Annotated in this window: 15 protein-coding genes; 9 read left to right on the top strand and 6 right to left on the bottom strand. The window is 38.0% G+C overall.

Annotated elements, in window-relative coordinates; genetic code table 11:
* Positions 1-133: 133 nt before the first annotated feature.
* The 5 genes from A3K93_RS06995 (at position 134) to A3K93_RS06975 (ending at position 7,300) form a co-directional block, all read left to right on the top strand.
* Positions 134-1,147, top strand: coding sequence for an AraC family transcriptional regulator (locus A3K93_RS06995; RefSeq protein ID WP_067731693.1), 1,014 nt, complete (start codon positions 134-136; stop codon positions 1,145-1,147).
* 86 nt (positions 1,148-1,233) lie between these two features.
* Entirely contained in the window at positions 1,234-2,385 is a 1,152-nt protein-coding gene (zapE, locus tag A3K93_RS06990; protein WP_067730184.1) for a cell division protein ZapE, read from the top strand.
* 370 nt (positions 2,386-2,755) lie between these two features.
* Entirely contained in the window at positions 2,756-4,921 is a 2,166-nt protein-coding gene (locus tag A3K93_RS06985; protein WP_067730182.1) for a malate synthase G, read from the top strand.
* 210 nt (positions 4,922-5,131) lie between these two features.
* The gene (locus tag A3K93_RS06980; RefSeq protein WP_067730180.1) at positions 5,132-6,580 is read left to right on the top strand and encodes an aldehyde dehydrogenase family protein; all 1,449 of its coding nucleotides are present in this window, start codon (positions 5,132-5,134) and stop codon (positions 6,578-6,580) included.
* 57 nt (positions 6,581-6,637) lie between these two features.
* Positions 6,638-7,300: an SOS response-associated peptidase gene (locus A3K93_RS06975; protein ID WP_067730177.1), complete on the top strand. Its 663-nt coding sequence runs from the start codon at positions 6,638-6,640 to the stop codon at positions 7,298-7,300.
* A gap of 10 nt (positions 7,301-7,310) precedes the next feature.
* Here A3K93_RS06975 and A3K93_RS06970 read toward each other — a convergent pair whose 3' ends face one another.
* Positions 7,311-7,775, bottom strand: coding sequence for a MarR family winged helix-turn-helix transcriptional regulator (locus tag A3K93_RS06970; protein WP_067730176.1), 465 nt, complete (start codon positions 7,773-7,775; stop codon positions 7,311-7,313).
* Positions 7,776-8,696: 921 nt separating this feature from the next.
* On the opposite strand from A3K93_RS06970, the gene A3K93_RS06965 reads away from it, so the two are divergent.
* Complete coding sequence (locus tag A3K93_RS06965) at positions 8,697-9,428, top strand: hypothetical protein (RefSeq protein ID WP_067730175.1); 732 nt, start codon at positions 8,697-8,699, stop codon at positions 9,426-9,428.
* A gap of 50 nt (positions 9,429-9,478) precedes the next feature.
* Here the strand turns inward: A3K93_RS06965 and A3K93_RS06960 are convergent, their stop codons facing one another.
* On the bottom strand, positions 9,479-10,639 hold the full coding sequence (locus A3K93_RS06960) for a hypothetical protein (protein ID WP_067730174.1): 1,161 nt from the start codon (positions 10,637-10,639) through the stop codon (positions 9,479-9,481).
* A 176-nt stretch (positions 10,640-10,815) separates the two neighbouring features.
* A complete protein-coding gene (locus tag A3K93_RS06955) occupies positions 10,816-11,073 on the bottom strand; it encodes a hypothetical protein (protein WP_067730172.1) in 258 nt (85 codons plus the stop codon).
* Between the two features lie 341 nt (positions 11,074-11,414).
* On the opposite strand from A3K93_RS06955, the gene pepN reads away from it, so the two are divergent.
* Both pepN and A3K93_RS06945 read left to right on the top strand, forming a co-directional pair.
* Positions 11,415-14,024, top strand: coding sequence for an aminopeptidase N (gene pepN / locus A3K93_RS06950; RefSeq protein ID WP_067730165.1), 2,610 nt, complete (start codon positions 11,415-11,417; stop codon positions 14,022-14,024).
* A 222-nt stretch (positions 14,025-14,246) separates the two neighbouring features.
* Positions 14,247-14,456, top strand: a complete 210-nt coding sequence (locus A3K93_RS06945; protein WP_067730155.1) for a hypothetical protein — start codon at positions 14,247-14,249, stop codon at positions 14,454-14,456.
* 40 nt (positions 14,457-14,496) lie between these two features.
* Here A3K93_RS06945 and A3K93_RS06940 read toward each other — a convergent pair whose 3' ends face one another.
* Both A3K93_RS06940 and A3K93_RS06935 read right to left on the bottom strand, forming a co-directional pair.
* Positions 14,497-14,943, bottom strand: coding sequence for a universal stress protein (locus A3K93_RS06940; RefSeq protein ID WP_067730153.1), 447 nt, complete (start codon positions 14,941-14,943; stop codon positions 14,497-14,499).
* Positions 14,944-15,020: 77 nt separating this feature from the next.
* The gene (locus tag A3K93_RS06935; protein WP_067730151.1) at positions 15,021-15,464 is read right to left on the bottom strand and encodes a universal stress protein; all 444 of its coding nucleotides are present in this window, start codon (positions 15,462-15,464) and stop codon (positions 15,021-15,023) included.
* Between the two features lie 265 nt (positions 15,465-15,729).
* Here A3K93_RS06935 and A3K93_RS06930 point away from each other — a divergent pair, with 265 nt between their 5' ends.
* Positions 15,730-16,737 carry an alpha/beta hydrolase gene (locus A3K93_RS06930; RefSeq protein ID WP_067730149.1) on the top strand — a complete coding sequence of 336 codons (1,008 nt, stop codon included), beginning with the start codon at positions 15,730-15,732 and terminating at the stop codon, positions 16,735-16,737.
* A gap of 57 nt (positions 16,738-16,794) precedes the next feature.
* On the opposite strand, the gene leuE is transcribed toward A3K93_RS06930, so the two are convergent.
* Positions 16,795-17,451: a leucine efflux protein LeuE gene (gene leuE, locus A3K93_RS06925; RefSeq protein WP_067731692.1), complete on the bottom strand. Its 657-nt coding sequence runs from the start codon at positions 17,449-17,451 to the stop codon at positions 16,795-16,797.
* Between the last annotated feature and the right edge of the window lie 45 nt (positions 17,452-17,496).

Genomic DNA, 17,496 nt, shown 5'->3' with positions numbered 1-17,496 from the left:
TATTTTATCTTAGACTAATCAAAGCTCATCATACTGAATATGATAAGAATGACGTAAAAATTGATCAAAACGGCAATAGTGTCTTACATAGAAATAGTGTAAATATAATAAAAAAATGACACCGTATTTGTTTATGAAGCGTTCGATTCTCAGTCTAATGTATTTGATTCAAGGCATGCGTAAGGCTGGGGTCGATGTCGATCAAAAACTGCAAAAAATCGGCTTGCGTGTTGATGCACTTGATCCGAGTTCCGTGATTCATCCAAGTTTAGAATATGATGTTCTCAAAGTTGTCGGGGAAGATATCGAGCCAATTCGAGGTCTTTTTGTCGGTCAGCATTATGCATTGGCGGGCTATGGACCGTTGCTCATGCTTCTAGTCACCAGTTATACTGTTCGTGATGCCTTAAATGAAGGGATTCGCTTTCAGCGCTTAACCCATTTAACCGGTGAGCTCTCCCTTGAAATGGGACAATTTCGAATTGCCTTGTGTTACAAGCCGCGAGACTTAGATAGCCATTTAGGGCTACTTATGGCGCAATCTGAAATTTCAGGTACTTTTAAATTTATCGGTGATCTATACAAAATGATGGGTCTACCTGAACCTGAATTAAAAATCGAATTACCATTTAATTATCCTGACTCAGCAGATGATTTAAAAAAATATCATGACTACTACGGCGAACAGGTGCAGTTTAATGCTGAAAAGGCTGCATTTTGGTTTGATCCAGCCGTTCTGGACGTCAAGATTCCATCGGCAGACCGTATTACATTTGGTGTCTATGAAAACAAATGTATTGCTGAGTTAGCACGTTTAAATGAAGATGAAGATACGCCAAGTTTGTTACAGCGGGTGCAGGATTATTTAGAGCTGCAGACCGGCTTGATGCCAAGTATGGCGGAAACCGCACATGCACTGAACGTACCTGAACGCACATTGCGTCATCAGTTACAGCAGCTCGGTACCAGTTATAAACAGATTCGTGAAGAGATCATTAAAGATAAAGCACTCCGTATGATTGAATATAAGCAGTATTCCATTGAAATGATCGCGGAATTGCTGGGTTATTCTGAACCTGCAGCTTTTAATCATGCCTTTAAACGTTGGTTTGGACAGAGCCCACGCCAATATTTTAAATCCTCATAGTTTATCCGTGGGTTAAGCCCAAAGTGTTATAGTGGGAAGATAATTCTTCGCTATAATGAAATTGATCTAGAAAAGTATTAGTCCTTATGTCCGATATAAATTCCTCACATAGCACAGCATTTAATCCTCTCTCTCCAGCCGATCGCTATGCACAAGCACTGTCCTCTGGTCAGTTCATGCCTGATGATGCACAAGCCATTGCGGTTCAGGAATTAAACCGTGTTTGGGTTGAACTGATTCAACGATTTAAGGCCTCTAAAAAAGCTTTTCGTCGCTTCCGTCGTCAAACTGCACCGAAAGGTGTGTATATGTGGGGCGGTGTGGGACGTGGTAAAACATGGCTAATGGATCAGTTCTTTGATTCGATTCCATTTCGCCGTAAAACACGCATGCACTTTCACCATTTTATGCAGCATGTGCATAAAGAACTGAATAAATTATCAGGGCAGCGAAATCCACTCGATACAGTGGCAGATCAAATTTATAAAGAAGCCGTGGTGATTTGTTTTGATGAATTCTTTGTATCAAATGTCACGGATGCGATGATTCTGAGCGATTTATTCCAAAAGTTATTCGAACGCGGCATTACCTTGGTTGCAACTTCAAACATAGCGCCAGATGGTCTATATAAAAATGGTATTCACCGTGATCGTTTCTTGCCAACCATTGAATTGGTTAAACAGAACTGCACAATTTTAAATGTCGATGCCGGTGTGGATTACCGTTTACGTGTGCTTAAGCAAGCACAACTGTTTAAGTTCCCACTGACCCACGAACACAAAAACTGGATGGCGCAGCGCTTTGGTGCTTTAACTATGAGCCAAACCCAGTCACAAGAACCGATTATTATTAATAATCGTATTGTGGAAACCATTGCCCATACTGAAGATGTCTTGTGGTGTGAATTCTCAGAACTATGTTTGAAGCCGCGTAGTCCAGCAGATTTCATTGAGATTGCCAATGTCTATAACACGGTATTGGTCAGCAATGTTCCGCACTTAACCGATTACGTCAATGATGCAACACGCCGTTTTATTTACCTTGTCGATGAATTTTATGACCGTGGTGTAAAACTTCTTTTAACTTCGGAAGATAATATTATTGATATCTATCAGGGCGAAAAGCTGGCATTTGAAATTGAGCGTACACGTTCACGTTTACTTGAAATGCAGTCAGATGATTATCTGAATTCCGCACATCGACAGATTGAAAAGAAAGCAACGAGTGAAGCTGAATAAGCTCATTATGAAAACGCTGGCATCGACCAGCGTTTTTTATTGAAATGACTTTTGAGTTGATCGACATTTCAACTTTTTCATGGCTTAATCGAACTGCAATAATGACAAATATGATAAGAATGTGTATTTATTGTTCAAAATTCTGAACTTAAGTCTAATTTCTACATTTAGAAAACTTTATACACTGTCATTAGGGTATTTAGCAGATAAATAAATCCAGAGCAAAAAAATGTGATGTTTGAATGGTGATTGAGGGTAATCACTTCATAAAAAATGATCATTATTTAGCAATGTGATAGTACTATTCAGCTAGATTTTAATCAGTATACTAGAATCTCTTGTATAAAAAGTAGCAATATCAGGAAAGACAATGACTGCACGAATTCAAAAAGGCAAGTTAGCGATTGCTAAAGAACTTTACGATTTTATCGAAAATGAAGCATTACCAGGTTCTGGTTTAGACAGTGACACATACTGGAAAAACTTTGAGCAAGTCGTTGTTGATCTTAGCCCTAAAAATAAAGCACTTTTGGCTAAGCGTGATGACATTCAAGCCAAAATTGATGAATGGCACCGCAATAACACATTTGAATTACAAGCTTACAAAGCTTTCTTGACTGAAATTGGCTACTTATTACCAGAAGTAGAAGATTTCCAAATTACCACTGAAAATGTAGACGAAGAAATTGCATTGATCGCAGGTCCACAGCTGGTTGTACCTGTACGTAATGCACGTTACTGCTTAAATGCGGCAAACGCACGTTGGGGTTCTTTATACGATGCACTTTACGGCTTTGATGTGATCTCAGAAGAAGATGGTGCAGAAAAAGGTAAAGGCTATAACCCGAAACGTGGTGAAAAAGTTATCGCATTTGCGAAAAACTTCCTAGACGAAACTTTCCCATTGGCTGCAGGCTCGCATGCGGATGCAAGCAAATATGCTGTTGAAGGAAATGCGCTGGTTGTCACTTTAAAAGATGGCTCGACTACAACTGTTGCAGATGCATCTAAATTTGTAGGTTATAACGGCGAAGCTTCTGCACCGACTGAAGTTGTACTTAAAAACAATGGTCTACATGCAATCATTCAAATTGATGCAGCAAGTGCAATTGGTCAAACAGACGCAGCTGGCGTAAAAGACGTTGTTCTTGAAGCTGCTGTAACGACCATTCAAGACTTGGAAGATTCTGTTGCTGCGGTTGATGCTGAAGAGAAAGTAGAAGGCTACCGTAACTGGTTAGGCTTGATGCGTGGCACGCTTGAAGAATCAATTGAAAAGAACGGTAAAACCGTGACTCGTAAATTGAATGCAGACCGTACTTTCAAAAATGTTGAAGGTGGTGAAACTAAAGTTCACGGTCGTTCATTGATGCTTCTTCGTAACGTTGGTCATTTAATGACGAATCCAGCGATTCTTGTTGATGGCGAAGAAATCTACGAAGGCATCATGGATGCGTTAGTAACTCCATTGCTCACCATTGCAGATATTCGCGGTGAAAATACGATCAAGAACTCACGTAAAGGTTCAATGTACATCGTAAAACCAAAAATGCATGGTCCTGAAGAAGTTGCATTTGCAGTAGAACTGTTTGAACGTGCTGAGCAAGCGCTTGGTCTACCTGCGAAAACGTTAAAAATCGGTATTATGGATGAAGAACGTCGAACATCTGTAAACTTGAAAAACTGTATCGCTCAAGCTAAAGATCGTACCATCTTCATTAATACAGGCTTCATGGACCGTACGGGTGACGAAATCCATACCTTTATGGAAGCAGGTCCATTCGTTCGTAAAGGCGAAATCAAAGGTCAAATTTGGTTCCCTGCATACGAAAACCGTAACGTGATGGTGGGTCTACAAACAGGTTTACGTGGTAAAGCGCAAATTGGTAAAGGCATGTGGCCAAAACCAGATATGCTGCTTGATATGTACAATACCAAAGCTGAGCATCCACAAGCAGGTGCGAGCTGTGCATGGGTTCCATCACCAACAGGTGCTGTGATTCACGCGATTCATTACCATCAAACAAGTGTATCTAATCGTCAACAAGAGTTGCTATCTGAAGAAGCGTTACCGCTTGATGATTTGTTAACGCCACCGCTTGCAAAAGACACGAATTGGACAGAAGAAGAGAAACTGAAAGAGCTTGAAAACAACTGTCAGGGTATCTTGGGTTATGTAGTACGTTGGGTTGATCTTGGTGTAGGTTGTTCTAAAGTACCAGACATTAACAACGTTGGCTTAATGGAAGACCGTGCAACACTCCGTATTTCTTCTCAGCACGTGGCAAACTGGTTACGTCACGGTATCGTAACGCGCGAGCAAGTTGAAGATGTCATGAAACGCATGGCTAAAATTGTGGATGAGCAAAATGCCAATGATCAATTATATACGCCAATGGCTGCAGACTTTGACAATAATATCGCATTCCAAGCTGCGTCTGATTTGATCTTCAAAGGTGGTGAACAGCCTGCGGGTTATACAGAGCCACTTCTACACGCTGCACGTTTAAAGTTAAAAGGTTATACAGGTGACTAATCCTGTTTAACTTTAAAAAGCCTCTTCGGAGGCTTTTTTTATTGGATTTGGATTTATAAAATTTCGAAGTTTATTTAGATCTACGACAAACTATAATTTTATAAAGAGTTCACTATTCGTTTAAATACGTAACTTTTAATCGGCTGAGCTTTCTAAGCCAACCTGATCTGCTACAGTATTCATAATTAAAAATATATACAGGATCGGATTATGTATGTTTACGTCAATTTAGATCAGCAATTTATTGCAGGGGAATGGATCTCCGGGCACTCAGTAAAAACCATTAAAAATACTAATCCATATACGCAGGATATTATTTTTGAATTAAAAGCCGCTAATACTGATGATGTAGATAGTGCTTACCGAGCTGCACTTGAAGCATTTCAAAGTGGAGTGCTGCAACCAGCTGAAACACGTCAAAACATGATTCAAAATTTGATTCAAGTAATTCAAACAAGACGTGATGAGATTATAGATTGGTTAATACAAGAATCGGGCAGTACACGCTTGAAAGCCAATATTGAAGTCGATGCAGCATTAGGCATTATTCAGGAAAGTTTATCGTTCCCAGATCAGGTGCTGACAGAGCAAATTCCAAGTCAAGATCCGAGTCGAAATAGTTATGTTGTACGTAAACCTCTCGGTGTGATTGCAGTCATCAGCCCTTGGAACTTTCCATTTCATCTATCGATGCGCTCAGTTGTGACAGCCATTGCCTGTGGTAATACAGTAGTTTTAAAGCCAGCCAGTGATACACCAGTGACAGGCGGAACATTACTCGGGAAACTGTTTGAAGAGGCGGGTATTCCTGCAGGTGCATTAAATGTTGTTGCAGGTTCGGGCAGTGAAATTGGAGATTATTTTACCGAGCATCCAACCCCAAAAATGATTTCATTTACAGGGTCTACGGAGGTTGGGCAAGGGGTTGGTGCTAAAGCACTTTCAAGTTCTTATATTAAACGCCTTGCGCTAGAACTTGGTGGCAATGCGCCACTTGTTATTTTAGATGATGCTGATTTGGATTTGGCGGTTGAATTGACTGTCATGGGACGTTTTATGCATCAAGGTCAAATTTGCATGAGTACCAACCGTGTGATTGTTGATGCATCTATTCATGATGCATATTTAGATAAATTACTTGCACGTGTTAAAACCATTCCAGTCGGTGATCCTAATTTACCTGACACGATTATTGGACCTATCATTAATCAAGGGCAGGTCAACAAGCATCGAGAAATTATTCAACACGCCAAGGATTTAGGTGCAGAGTTGGTATATGAGGGTGGAATTGAGGGGAATGTCGTTGCACCACATATTTTCACCCATGTCGACCCATATTTCCCGATTGCTCAAGAAGAAAGTTTCGGTCCAATCTTACCGATCTTAAAAGCCAATGATGAACAGCATGCGCTAGATTTAGCCAATAACACTCGATTTGGACTATCAAGTGCCGTCTGTACATCGAATATTGAACGTGGAAGAGCTTTTGCTTATAACATCGATGCAGGCATGACCCATATAAATAGCATTAGTGTGGCAGATCATGCTAACGCGCCTTTTGGTGGGGAGAAAAATTCTGGACTCGGGCGTTTCAATGGGCGATGGATTTTCGAAGAATTTACTCGCACTCATTGGATGACGACACCAAATGAGGGGTAAAATGAGTTGAGTTACTTACCAGTATGTGTTCGTGGTCATTAATAAAAGTGAATTGACATGTGTGCTAATTTCAAACCTTTGACTTCTGCACAAGTAGAAGCATTGGGTTTACCTCCGATACCTTTTGAGTATCCGGATGAGGTTTACCCAAATTATGACATGCCCTTATTGTTTAAGTCCGAAAAAGGTTTGGAATGGCGTGCAGTCAACTTTGGCTTAATTCCTAAATGGGCTGACGATAAAACGATTGGCTCGAAAACTTATAATGCTCGAAATGAAACCTTATTGCAGAAGCCCACATTTGCTGAAGCGACTATGAAAAGTAAATTTGGTGTCATCCCAGTGACCGAGTTTTATGAATCTAAATACTTTGACAATAAACCACAGCGGTGGGGTGTTCGGCGTAAAGATGGGAAAGCATTTTATATTGCTGCTTTATATGAAATCGCGAGAGTGGGTGATGAAATTATACGTTCAGCAACAATGATTACTATGGATGCTATCGATCATTCTATGATGCGGGAATTTCATGAGCCAGGGGATATCAAAAGATCTGTTATCGTGATTCCACATGAACGTTTGGATGAATGGCTCAGCTGGAACAGTCCAAACATTCAATTATTTATACAAGGTTTCCCTGTAGAAGAATTTGAATGTTCATATGTACCTAAGCCAAAGATCGAAAAAATAAGCCCCCAAATGACTTTTTTCGATCTTTAGCTCATTAATCTTAACGTGCTAAATTTTTGAAAATATGACGCAAACTTTCCATCGTTTTTTCAATTTGCAGCGGAGTAAGACCCTCAAATGATTGTTCTAATACAATATTAGTTAAATCATTGATTTTATAAGTCATTTCTTGACCTTTTTCAGTCAGAACCACACGTGTAATACGTGCATCATCTTCACATGAATAAGTGTCTACTAAACCTTCATCTTTCAAACGATAAACGATTTTCGTGGTAGTCGACATTTTAGAAACAACCATTTCTGAAAGTTCAGAAACACTCGCATGAGGTCGAGACTTAAGTGCCAGTAGAATGCGACGACGAGAGTTATCTACACCATATTTTTTAAGCGCATGATCGACATTAAGTACATACTGGGCATGCACTTGCGTTACCCAATAATATGGGAAATTTTCAAGAGAGAAATCATCGGTCGTAGGCAAAAATTTAGCATATTTTTTAGTCATAAATTGTTCCTTGTATTTATTTTTGTAAGGCAGTTTTATTCTATGAAAATGTTGATATAAAGTTCAAGTATTATTTTAGATTATTTCATGATCTTTTCATGTGAAGTTCAATAAAGGTAGAAATGGTACATAAGCATCATGTAGATGTGTGATTTAAATCGTATTTCATGAAAAATGCTCATATAATAACAAAGCCTGCTTTACGGTTAAAAATCAATTCAGGAAAATTGTTAGATCATTAATTTATTCATCCAAATTCGATCCTAAATCGTAATAACATATTCGTGCACTTGGGTTAGCAGTTTATTACCTAATTGTCTGTAAACATAAAATAATAACTTTCTCTGAATATTTTACCTTAATTTTTTCTAGTGGAAGAGTTGGTAACTTTATATTGACCTTATCATGACCCTAGAACTAGTTGGGGTATCAAATTACTCTAAAAGACACATCGTACAAGATCTAAAAATTACAGTTGTGAGTTATGTGAAAAGGGTTGTAAATTCTGCTGTGGAAATTAATAATCTATATGACTTTCTAATCAAGAAAATTTCTTAAACCAGATCATGTAGATATAGCATTTGCTTATTTTTCAAAATGAATACAAAACATCAAATGAATAATGTGCTCTATATCATATAAAGATTTACATTTTTTACAGAATTGTTGTATAAATAACGGGTAATTATCTCTTTTAAGAATAATTATTGTGAGATGTTAGACATTATTTATAAACCTAACTTAATAATGTTGTTAAATTTTTGAATAAATCGTTTTAATTGAGCTTGCTTAGATGCAGATTACTCAAAAAAATTAAAAATATTGATGTCATTGAATTATTCATCTTATCAGAACTGTTATACCAACGAGACACCATGTTGCCTCAATGTCATTCTATATAATTAGTGTCAGGCTGATCCTATGAAAATAACAGAGACGATTGTTGATTTTGCAAAATTGTCTACTCAAAAAAAGCATAACTTTTTTCAGGAAATCTTGTCATTTGATCGGCAGATTTTTCCACATTCATCTGTGGAGGAGTTGTATGACTATATGTATGATATTAATGCAGTTTCTGTGCCTGTAGTGCAATATCATCATAATGGACGTTTAATCGGGCAGAACGTTATCCCGATTTTACAATTACAGTTGGAAGGCAAGCCAATTTATGTGGTGACTTCTCGAGCGGGTGTTTTAGCCGAGTATAGGCATAAAAATTTAACGTTGGGTTCCGCGATTCGTGTTGCAATACGACATCGACTACGTTATCCAAAAGCACCTTTATGGTTTGTAAGCACTTTGATGCAACCGAAAGTCTATACATTGTTTGCTTCGCGTTCTCAATATTTCTTCCCACGTCATAATGTCGTAATGCCTGATGTCCATCGCAAAATTATTGAACTGATGCTATCGCGTAACCAGCAGGCGGAAGAACGAAGTGATGGGATTTATGTTTGTCGTGCTGTTATGCCTAAGGTCACACCTGATCAATTGATCCGTTTACGTAATCGTTCAGACGATCATATTCGCTTCTTTATGCAGCATGTACCTGACTATTTTGAAGGTAAGGGGCTGATGTGTGTTTGTTTATTGGATTTCAAAACCATTATCGAAACCACATGGAATCTTACTATGGGACGCTATGTTCATTAAATTAAATAATGAATGGGTTTATATAAGAATAAAAGTTTAAGCATAAGTACTTAACGAGTGAAATAGTGGTCCTGATGTTTACATACTCTACATTGCAGAGTGACATAGTCGCTGGCATCGTATTCAACGGTTAATTCGCTCGAGCCACAATACATACAACGTTTTGTGGAATAGAAATTTAACCTTGACTCAATTTTTTTCCAAGATCGCCATACGGGTTGGAAGAAGATTTTTTCATCATAGCAAAGAAAACGATAAAACAAGATTCCGCTCATTTTACTTAGAATGAGTTGTGGAGGACGAGGTAAGGTAGACGTTTCCCACTTTTCCGTGACAGCACGTTCACGATATTGTTGTAAGGTCTTTTTTAACAAGTTGGTGTTAATAAAGTTTTCATTGCGTGGTTGCAGTGCTTTTTGTTTATATAGATATTCTAAAGCCGTTTGCACCAAATAATAGATTTGTCCGACAGCGAGTACATCGAGCAGGCGATAGCAAAAGGCTTGAAAACTTGCATTACCTGCAATCTGAATATTCCATGGGCGACAATAAAACTGCGCAAACTGAATTACTTCTTGGTACAGCATAAAGTAGAGTGCGGATTTAACTTCTTCGGCATCTTTAAACGGAATGCCCATACTTAAATTTTGGTAAAACCAATGCCGTAACTGTTGAGTGATACTAAATAGACTCGGTTCGGCGTAGCCATCTAATCGGACATTAATATAAAACTGTTGTTGATCTGTATTGGCATCGCGGTGTAATAAGATTTGATCTTTAACGAGGCGTTTAATCAAAGCATTTTGCATCATAAAGTTTGGGCTAATATGATGATATTTAATGGTATCCCAGTCGATATATTCAGCATGTTGCATATTTTCATGGACTTGCTCATCCAGAATTGCCAATAAAAATAATTTATTGATAAAGCTCAGTTGGTTGAGTTCAAACTGTTGAATATCATGTTTCTTTTGACGTTGACGTGTTTCTTGAACACGGGTATCTCTCAATTGTTTTTTACGTTGATTTAGGCATTTTTCACAGTAGCAATTGTTTTTATTATTTTGATGAATTTGATGTGAGCAATGGCTACATTGATGATAATTGATTTCTTGATCAAATTGTTCTGCTTCCACCCAGTACATTGATGCATGGCACAAAGGACAGAGTGTGCTTTCATCTAACTGTTTACGCAGAACATTAATAGCCATTCAATTCTTTAACCCACAATAATGTAATGGCTATTATACACAGAGAAGCGACCACATCAGATTTAAAAAATTGAATCGGTTTACGCGAATAACTTCATGTTGACTGAAATGTGCAAGACGAAGATTAGGTGGAAAACAAAAAGGCTACATCAGTAGCCTTTTTATATGAAGGAAAATTAAACTGGACAAGGTAGGGATTCATCTGTTTCGCCAAGGGCTTTGGCATCAATCATGGCTTGTACCTTTTTTGAAGGGAGCTTTTTGCTACCAAGTGCATCATAGCTGTTTAACATTGCACTTACCTCATGGGCCTGAACAGGAATGCCTTCACAACTCAAAAACAGTGCAATAACTTTATGGTCGATATTGGCATGATCAAGTGCTTGCATCATTTTAATATTTTCTATGCGTACAATATGGTCTTTTAGATACATGATTCACCTCTGTTATTGTTGTTGTCTAACCAATTTAGTTTGACGCTCAAAAAGAAAGAAGCAAGAACCGTGCACAGATTAAAAAATAATCAATTTAAATTTAATAATTTTATTTAAAAATAATGATTTAACTATTTGTAAGAAAATATTTAATCTATATTTATGTGCTACATCCATTTTTATACAGATTTAAATGTTGTTTCAATATACAAATCTATTTGAAACTTGCACCATCAAGACCCATATTAGAGATCAGTTGCAAATCACGCAGACAGTGCCATGAACTTGGCGTATGATTTTAAAAATACAATGTCGTTACAGACAGTTAAATAGGATATGACATGAATATTGCGGCAAATCCTGCAGTCGTTGCAGATCAAACCATTTATTTAAAAGACTATCAAAAACCTTCATTTCTTGTAGATACGATTGACCTCAATATTCAAGTATTTGACGATCATACCGATGTCAGCACCAAGTTGGTGATGCAACGTCAAACTGAAGGCGATTTGGTACTATTGGGTCGTGACTTAGAGCTTCAAGCTATCGTATTAAATGGTAAGCAACTGACTGAATCAGAATACACACTCGACGCTGAACAGTTAGTTATTCCGAATGCACCAGATCAAGTCACTATTGAAACTGTGGTGAAGATTCACCCTGAGAGCAATACGCAACTTGAAGGCTTATATCAAGCAGCAGGCGATTTGTTCGTTACTCAAAATGAGCCTGAAGGTTTCCGTAAAATCACGTTCTATCCTGACCGTCCAGATGTTTTATCTGTATTTACAACACGTGTTGAAGCAGATAAAAAATTCCCTGTTTTACTTGCCAATGGTAACTTGATTGAGAAAGGTGAAGCAGGTGAGGGTCGTCATTATGCGATCTGGCAAGATCCAACCAAAAAACCAAGTTATCTTTTTGCTTGTGTAATTGGTGATTTGGCAGTACTCAAAGACTTTTATGTGACTTCAGAAGGCCGTAATGTTGCATTAGAAATTTATGCCGAAGAAAAAGACATTCCGAAATGTCATATTGCCATGGAAGCATTAAAGCATTCTATGCGTTGGGACGAAGAGCATTACGGTCGTCCCTATGACTTAGATAATTATATGATCGTGGCGACCAGCGCATTCAATATGGGCGCAATGGAAAATAAAGGTTTAAATATTTTTAATACTTCATGTGTCTTGGCGGATGAAGAATACACCACTGATGCAGCCATTATGCGTGTACAGTCTGTGATTGCTCACGAATATTTCCATAACTGGACAGGTAACCGGATCACTTGTCGTGATTGGTTCCAATTATGCTTAAAAGAAGGTTTGACAGTATTCCGTGATCAATCTTTCTCGGAAGATTTACAATCGGCAGCAGTACAACGTATTGATGATGTTGCGGTACTTAAAGCGCATCAATTCCCTGAAGATTCTGGTCCATTATCTCATCCACCACGTCCAGATCACTTTGTGGAAATTAATAACTTCTACACAGCGACTGTTTATGAAAAAGGTGCGGAAATTAACCGTATGATGGCAACTTTGCTTGGTAAAGAAAAGTTCCGTGCTGGTACAGATGAATACTTCCGTCGTCATGATGGTCAAGCCGTGACAGTTGAAGATTGGGTTGCAGCACTGACTGCGGGTTCAGGTGTAGATTTATCAGCCTTTTTAACTTGGTATAATCAACCTGGTACACCAAAACTAGAAGCAAAAGGTGAGTATGATGCAGAGGCTCAAACTTATTCTTTAACTTTCAAGCAAAGCTTGAAAACACATCCAAAATATCCAAATCTTAAAGCAGTGCCGATTCCAGTAGCCCTCGCATTGTTTGATGCTGCAACAGGCGAGCAGTTACAACTAGATTCGAGCAGTCTTGTTGAAAACAACGCAAAAGATGGCGTTTATTTATTTGATCAAGAACTTGCAACGATCGAATTTAAAGGTATTCAGGCGAAACCTGTTGTATCGTTATTACGTAATTTCTCTGCACCTGTGAATCTTGAATTTAATTATTCAGATGAAGAATTGGCGTTCTTGTTGCAACATGAAACCAATGGTTTTAACCAATGGCAGGCAACGCAAACCTTGTTGGACCGCATTTTATTGAATGATCATCCAGCAGATATTTATATTCAAGCAATGCTAAACACAGTACCAAGTTTGTTGAAACAAGATCCACTCTTGGTTTCACGTTTATTTGACGTTCCATCGGAAGGCTATCTAGGCAGTCGTATTGATGAGAATTATGAACCGCAGAAAATTCAAGAGAAACGGAATGCGCTTTTAGATACATTGGCACGTGCATTTGGTGAACAGGCAAAAGCGATTTATTTAAGTCTTGATCCAAGCGCTGAATCTGATTTTTCTCAAGCAATGGGTACCCGTGCATTGAAAAATATCATGTTGATGATGATTGCACGTCAAGGTGATGAGTCGGCATTTGAACTTGCTGAACAACAGTTCAATACGACAGCCAATATGTCTGAACGTTTAGGTGCACTTAAAGTATTGGTATGGAATGACGCCCCACAAGCTCAAAAAGCGTTAGATTTATTCTATGATCGCTTTAAAAATGAAGCATTATCGATGGATCAGTGGTTTATGATTCAGGCTGCACATCCAAAAGCAACTGCAGAAAGCATTAAAGCATTAACAGCTCATGCAGATTACGATCTTAAAGTGCCAAACCGTATTCGTGCGGTGAGTGGTGGTTTAAACAGTAATCCAGTTAATACTTGGAGCTTTGGTGTTCAACATTATATTGACTTGGCGAAATACCTGGATGAGAAAAATCCAATCGTCGGTTCTCGTTTACTTCAAGTTCTTTCGCGTTGGTATACATTGGCTGAACCACAACGTAGCCAAGTTAAAGCGCAATTAGAAGCCTTGAAACCTGTGGTGAAATCGAAGAACGTTTCTGAAACATTAAATACGATGCTGAGTGCTTAAATTCACACTTAAACCTCGTTAAACTTAAAACCGAATGTGTAAGCATTCGGTTTTTTAATGTGCAGTTAAACTTAATAATGCTGATTTTAAAACCAATTGGCGTTAGAATTTGTGATACAAATCACGTGATGTTGTAAATTTGTAAAATCACGACTTGTACAGGTGTTTTAACATCATAGACGATGTATAAAACCGAATATGGTTAACAATTAGGTCATTAAAATGTTAGTCAAAATTGAAGATGGTTTTTATCTAAACTCTCAGCATATTATTTCAGTTCAAGTCAGTCGAAATGTTTCAAGCGGTTTGTTTGAAATGAAACTTCAATACACACCGTCGTCTATTCAAACCAATGCTGAATACATTAAAGTCTTTGATAGTCAGATTGATGCTGAAATCTTTTTAAATGATCTAAATCAAAAAATTCGTTAATAAAAAAGCCTGTCGATGACAGGCTTTTTTATATCCAGTTTTATTGCTTCACAATAAATACAGGGACGACAGAAGCATTCAGTACATTTTGTGCCACACTACCGAGAACCATTTTCTGTAAACCAGTGCGTCCATGTGATCCCATCATCACTAAACTGACGCTATCTGTTTCGACCGTTTTTAAAATGCCTTCCGATGGTGAAACGCCATGAACCACTTTTACGCTGACATCGATACCATCACGCTCGAAACTACTTTTCAGATCATTTAAGCGCAGTAACGCTTGTTCTTCGGCTTTAATGAAATGTTCAGTAATTGCGGGTGCAACCTTATAAAAGTCCACGGCAATAAACGGATCAATCGCGATCACACTGAGTAAGGTCACTTTGCTTTTAAAAGCTCGGGCTAACTCTAACGCGTGCTCAACTGCTGCGTAGGAGATAGGGGATTCATCAACTGCGACCAGAATATGTTCATATTGACTCATGTTGCACCTCACGTATATAGATTAAGTTGTGATGTAGCGGGCCAATGCTCTTTTAATTGAGAAAAGCTAAAGATACTTTATTTTTTGACCACAAGAACTGGAATTTCAGTTTGAGCAAGTACGTCATGGGCAAAGCTTCCCAAAATCATTTTTTGGAAGCCTTTACGACCATGTGAACCAATCACAATCAGATCAGATTGATGATCATGCGCCGTTTTAGTAATGGTTTCTGCATTAACTAAACCAGTAATAATGCGAGTTTCAGCAGTAATTTGCTCATTTTCAGCAATCGTTTTTGCTTCTGCTAAAGCTGCTTCTGCATTTTTATGCGCTTCAATAAAGTATTCTTTCATTATGGATGACGGATAGTAAAAATCAGCATCATCAAAAGGGTTTTCTGCAATTAAGCTAATAATCAGTAACTGACCATTAAATGCTTTTGCGATTTCAGCTGCTTTTTTCACTGCTGAAAAAGAAATTTTTGAACCGTCCACTGGGACTAAAATATGTTGATTTGACATGGATGAAACTCCAACAAAATAAATATTTACCCTTTGATTTATTGATAGCACAGGGCTAAAAAAGCTGCAATTGTAAAATAAATAAAAATTAATAAATAAGCTCAAAATTACAAAAAAATATTTATAAATTGTCGACTTGTTGGCAAATTATTTCGAGCAAATTGGTCTGATTTGATGAATTATGGTCATCGGTAAAATTTCATCAGCAGGTGTGCGGGAAAAATATTAAAATGCATTTATTCTGACTCTGATGTGTAACTTCTCAATGAAAATCTGGCTGAAAACTTTATTAATGTTGTTTGCAGTTGCGTATTTAACTGCCTGTCAAAGTCATGTCAAAAGTAGCAAAATTATTGCCAGTGTTTTTAATGTATCGACAGATATTCAACAGAAATTTATTGAAAAACGCGCACCGCAGAATGTACTGGTGACACGTGACATTCCCTACCAAACGCAACTCGATGATCAACATAAAAGTTTAACTTTTGATTTATATCAGCCGGAAAATATCGCCGCTTTAGCACCACGGCCAACGATTGTTTGGATTCATGGTGGTGGATGGATTTCAGGTTCTAAACTACATGGTAGTGGCTATTTTAAGTTATTAGCCAATGAGGGATATAACGTTGTTGCTGTGCAATATCAGTTTGCACCTGAGCATATTTATCCAACGCAGTTAGGGCAGATTGATGAAGCATTGGCTTATATTTCAAAACATGCCAAAGACTTTAATATTGATGCAAATCAGCTTTTTCTTGCAGGTGATTCGGCTGGAGCAAATATGGCAAGTCACTATGCTACATTGTTAACGACATCGGACTATGCATCGCGTGAAAATTTCAAAACGCATATTGAGCCATCTCAACTCAAAGGTTTGATTTTGCACTGTGGTATATATGATATGGCCAGTTTTGTTGCGACTGCACCACAGGAAATGCGTGTTCTAGAATGGGGCGTGAATAATCTTGTACAATCTTATACAGGTGGGAAAAAAGATGATGTGGCATTTTTGAACCGTATTTCATCAAGCCAACATTTAAGTGCTCACTATCCGCCTGTGCTGATTAGTGGCGGGAATAAAGATTTTTTAACAAAAAGTCAGTCTTATCCTTTTGTCAAAGCATTAGAACAATATCAAATTCCAGTCACAACTTTGTTCTATCCCGACTCTAAAGAAATCTTGTTTCATGAGTATCAATTTATGATGAGTAAGGAAGCAAGCCAACAAACCTTTGCGGCAACCTTAGATTTTCTTAAACAGCGTACTCAATAAACGGTTTAAAAGTTTCGCTTGAAAGAAGATGATCTATTGATCATCTTCTATGATGTTTTAAAGTGTTGATGTTGCGAGTTTAAGACCAAATCCACAGAATAAGAGTCCTACTAAGGCAACGCCACTTGCAGTAAGTTTATAGTTTTGATTGAAGTATGATGCGAGCTTTGTACCTGAGAAAATGAGAATTGACAGGTAGGCCATACTGATACATTGCAGAATAATTGCCAGTAAGGTAAAGGTCAGTGCAGGGTAAGCATAATTTGGATCTACAAACTGCACAAAAAACGATAAATAAAATAAGATCGCTTTTGGATTCAGCACACTAATCGTGAGTGCAGTACGATAAGGGTGAACCTCTTTTAATGTTTGCGGCTTTGAGGCTGCTTGCTCGATATTGATGCGTGATCGTGGTCGAATGGTATGGTAAGCCGCAAGGAGTAATTTTGTTCCCAAGTAGCTCAGATAAACTGCACCAATAATTTTTAATGCAATAAATAAAATGGGAAAGTTATGCAGTAAAGATGCTGCGCCCAGTGCGGTCAAAAGAATAAGAATTAGGTCGCCTGTATAAACACCTAAAGCGCCAATATAACCTGCACGAATACCAAAGCGTGAAGCAATAGACATTACATACAGAGAGTTTGGTCCTGGGAGCATCACAATTAACGTTGTACCAATGATAAAAGTCGTTAAATCTGTAATCCCAAACACAAAACACTCATTCATAAAAAAAGCCGATGCTGCATTATAGCAACA

It is taken from the genome of Acinetobacter sp. NCu2D-2 (assembly GCF_001647675.1).
Lineage (GTDB): Bacteria > Pseudomonadota > Gammaproteobacteria > Pseudomonadales > Moraxellaceae > Acinetobacter.
This window is presented reverse-complemented; position numbering and strand designations above follow the sequence as displayed.

Excerpts from the sequence above, each read along its gene's own strand:
- A3K93_RS06965 (WP_067730175.1), top strand. The coding sequence starts at position 8,697 with ATGAAAATAACAGAGACGATTGTTGATTTTGCAAAATTGTCTACTCAA.
- A3K93_RS06935 (WP_067730151.1), bottom strand. The coding sequence starts at position 15,464 with ATGTCAAATCAACATATTTTAGTCCCAGTGGACGGTTCAAAAATTTCT.
- A3K93_RS06975 (WP_067730177.1), top strand. The coding sequence starts at position 6,638 with ATGTGTGCTAATTTCAAACCTTTGACTTCTGCACAAGTAGAAGCATTG.
- A3K93_RS06945 (WP_067730155.1), top strand. The coding sequence starts at position 14,247 with ATGTTAGTCAAAATTGAAGATGGTTTTTATCTAAACTCTCAGCATATT.
- A3K93_RS06980 (WP_067730180.1), top strand. The coding sequence starts at position 5,132 with ATGTATGTTTACGTCAATTTAGATCAGCAATTTATTGCAGGGGAATGG.
- A3K93_RS06995 (WP_067731693.1), top strand. The coding sequence starts at position 134 with ATGAAGCGTTCGATTCTCAGTCTAATGTATTTGATTCAAGGCATGCGT.
- pepN (WP_067730165.1), top strand. The coding sequence starts at position 11,415 with ATGAATATTGCGGCAAATCCTGCAGTCGTTGCAGATCAAACCATTTAT.
- A3K93_RS06985 (WP_067730182.1), top strand. The coding sequence starts at position 2,756 with ATGACTGCACGAATTCAAAAAGGCAAGTTAGCGATTGCTAAAGAACTT.
- zapE (WP_067730184.1), top strand. The coding sequence starts at position 1,234 with ATGTCCGATATAAATTCCTCACATAGCACAGCATTTAATCCTCTCTCT.
- A3K93_RS06960 (WP_067730174.1), bottom strand. The coding sequence starts at position 10,639 with ATGGCTATTAATGTTCTGCGTAAACAGTTAGATGAAAGCACACTCTGT.
- A3K93_RS06970 (WP_067730176.1), bottom strand. The coding sequence starts at position 7,775 with ATGACTAAAAAATATGCTAAATTTTTGCCTACGACCGATGATTTCTCT.
- A3K93_RS06930 (WP_067730149.1), top strand. The coding sequence starts at position 15,730 with ATGAAAATCTGGCTGAAAACTTTATTAATGTTGTTTGCAGTTGCGTAT.
- A3K93_RS06955 (WP_067730172.1), bottom strand. The coding sequence starts at position 11,073 with ATGTATCTAAAAGACCATATTGTACGCATAGAAAATATTAAAATGATG.
- A3K93_RS06940 (WP_067730153.1), bottom strand. The coding sequence starts at position 14,943 with ATGAGTCAATATGAACATATTCTGGTCGCAGTTGATGAATCCCCTATC.